The 1,881-nt window shown below is 72.1% G+C and carries 3 protein-coding genes; 2 read left to right on the forward strand and 1 reads right to left on the reverse strand.

Annotated elements, in window-relative coordinates:
* The coding region (locus tag G6020_RS17145; protein WP_241732693.1) for a patatin-like phospholipase family protein at positions 1-702 on the reverse strand (702 nt) is incomplete at its 3' end.
* Between the two features lie 205 nt (positions 703-907).
* Between G6020_RS17145 and G6020_RS12220 the strand changes: the two genes are divergently transcribed.
* Together G6020_RS12220 and G6020_RS12225 are read left to right on the forward strand one after the other, a co-directional pair.
* Positions 908-1,378: a DUF4262 domain-containing protein gene (locus tag G6020_RS12220; RefSeq protein WP_182610817.1), complete on the forward strand. Its 471-nt coding sequence runs from the start codon at positions 908-910 to the stop codon at positions 1,376-1,378.
* A gap of 37 nt (positions 1,379-1,415) precedes the next feature.
* On the forward strand, positions 1,416-1,881 hold a 466-nt coding region (locus G6020_RS12225; RefSeq protein ID WP_182610818.1), incomplete at its 3' end, for a type I 3-dehydroquinate dehydratase.

The following is a 1,881-nucleotide window of genomic DNA, read 5'->3' on the forward strand; positions in this document are numbered from 1 at the left end:
CGCGTCCCGCACGTCCGCCGCCGCCGTCCGGATGCGTCCGGAGAGCCTGGCGGTGGTCGCGGTGACGGTGCCACCCTTCTTGGACATCTTCGGATCGGCCACGGCCGAGGGCTCATCGGGGTCCGAGCTCTCCTGGAAGGTGGACCCGCGGATCCCCGCCCGACGCCCGGTCAGCGACACGGCCAGGACCAGATCGCTCTCCACGGAGGCGAGTGGCTCGAGCGGGACCGGGTTCGTCACGCCGCCGTCGATCATCAGGCGCCCGCCCACGATCGCCGGGGTGACGATGCTCGGGATCGCGAACGACGCACGGACGGCGATATCGGCCGGGCCCCGGGTGAACCACACCTCGCGCCGCGCCCGCAGGTCGGTGGCCACCGCGGTGTAGGGGATCGCCAGATCCTCGATCCGCACGTCATCGAGCATCTCGCCGATCACGCCCATGATCTTGTTGGCGCGGATCGCTCCCCCGCCGGCGAAGGACACGTCGAGCAGCCGCAGGACGTCCCGCTGTGCCAGACCCCGCACCCATTCCTCGAAACGGTCCAACTCGCCGGCCGCGAGCAGCGACCCCACGACCGCCCCCATCGACGCCCCGGACACCCCGACCACCTCGTGCCCGCGCGACTCGAGCTCGCGTATCGCCCCGATGTGCGCGTATCCGCGCGCCCCACCGGAACCCAGTGCCAACGCGACCTTCATCCGATCCCCCTCCGTCGTCCTCACTCGTGCCCGGTGCCCACACACCGGGGCCGTCCCCTCAGCGGATTCGCCTCCAGTGTGCACCGGCGCGGCCCGCGCCATCCCGGCACCGGGCCGACCGTGTCGTAGGCGCGGTCTACCTTCACCATCGTATCGAGCACCTGTTCGATCCAGACGATCACCGAGTAGACAACCAGGAGTCCCCGTGTCCCACACCGTCATCCAGTTCCGTCCCGTCGCCGCCATCGACCCCGACATGGCGCGCGTCGCCGCCACCATCGACCGGTTCGGCCTGCACGTGGTCCACGTGGGCGAGGGCTGCGCCTGCGAGGACTGCGAGTCCGCCCCACTGCCACCGGACCAACGGTTCGGATACACGGTCGGGCTCACCGATCGCGGACACCCGGAACTCCTGGCCCGCGGCCTGGGCGCCCGGGAGACGGCGGCGGTGCTCACCCGGTGGGGCGGGTCCGTCCTGCACGGCCGGGTTCTCGACGCCGGCCACCTGCTGTGCGAGGGCCCCGACGGGCCGACGTGGGAGCTCGTACCGGTCCGGCGCCCCTCCAGGACCCTGCGGTGGGCGGGTCGCTACTACCGCACCGCCGGTACCGGCGGCCTCGCCGCCCTGGAGCTGGTCCCCGCCCGGCGTCCCTGCCCGTGCGACGGGTGCTGCTGAGACCACCGCCCCGGTGGGGCCGTCGTAGGGTCTACTCATGCCCCGCCATCGGCTCGTCCTGGACGCCCGTTCGCCCTCGATCATCGTCCCGCTCACGGGTCGGGATCTCACGGAGCTCGCCGAGCAGATCGGTGCGCTACGCAGCGCCGACTCCGAGTTCCGGAGCACTCCCGTGAGAGGGACCCCTCCGGCCGGGGTCTCACCGGACACGGACCGACTGGTCGACGTGGTCGAATGGCGTGTCGACCTCTACGGACCCTTCACCGCCGGGGCCGGGAGTGATCCGGACCCGGCGGTGCAGGCCCTGGAGCAGATCTCGGCTCTGTTACCGGGACTGCCGGTCCTGGCCACGTTCCGCACCAGGTCCGAGGGCGGGGGTGCGGAGATCTCACCGGAGGCCTATGTCGCGCTCGTCGAGGCACTCGCCTCGACGGGCATGGCGGCCGCGTTGGACGTGGAGTACCGGCACCCGCACGCAGAGGACGCGATCACCGCCGCCCGCC

It is taken from the genome of Dietzia sp. B19, assembly GCF_014145155.1.
GTDB classification, from domain to species: Bacteria; Actinomycetota; Actinomycetes; order Mycobacteriales; family Mycobacteriaceae; genus Dietzia; species Dietzia natronolimnaea.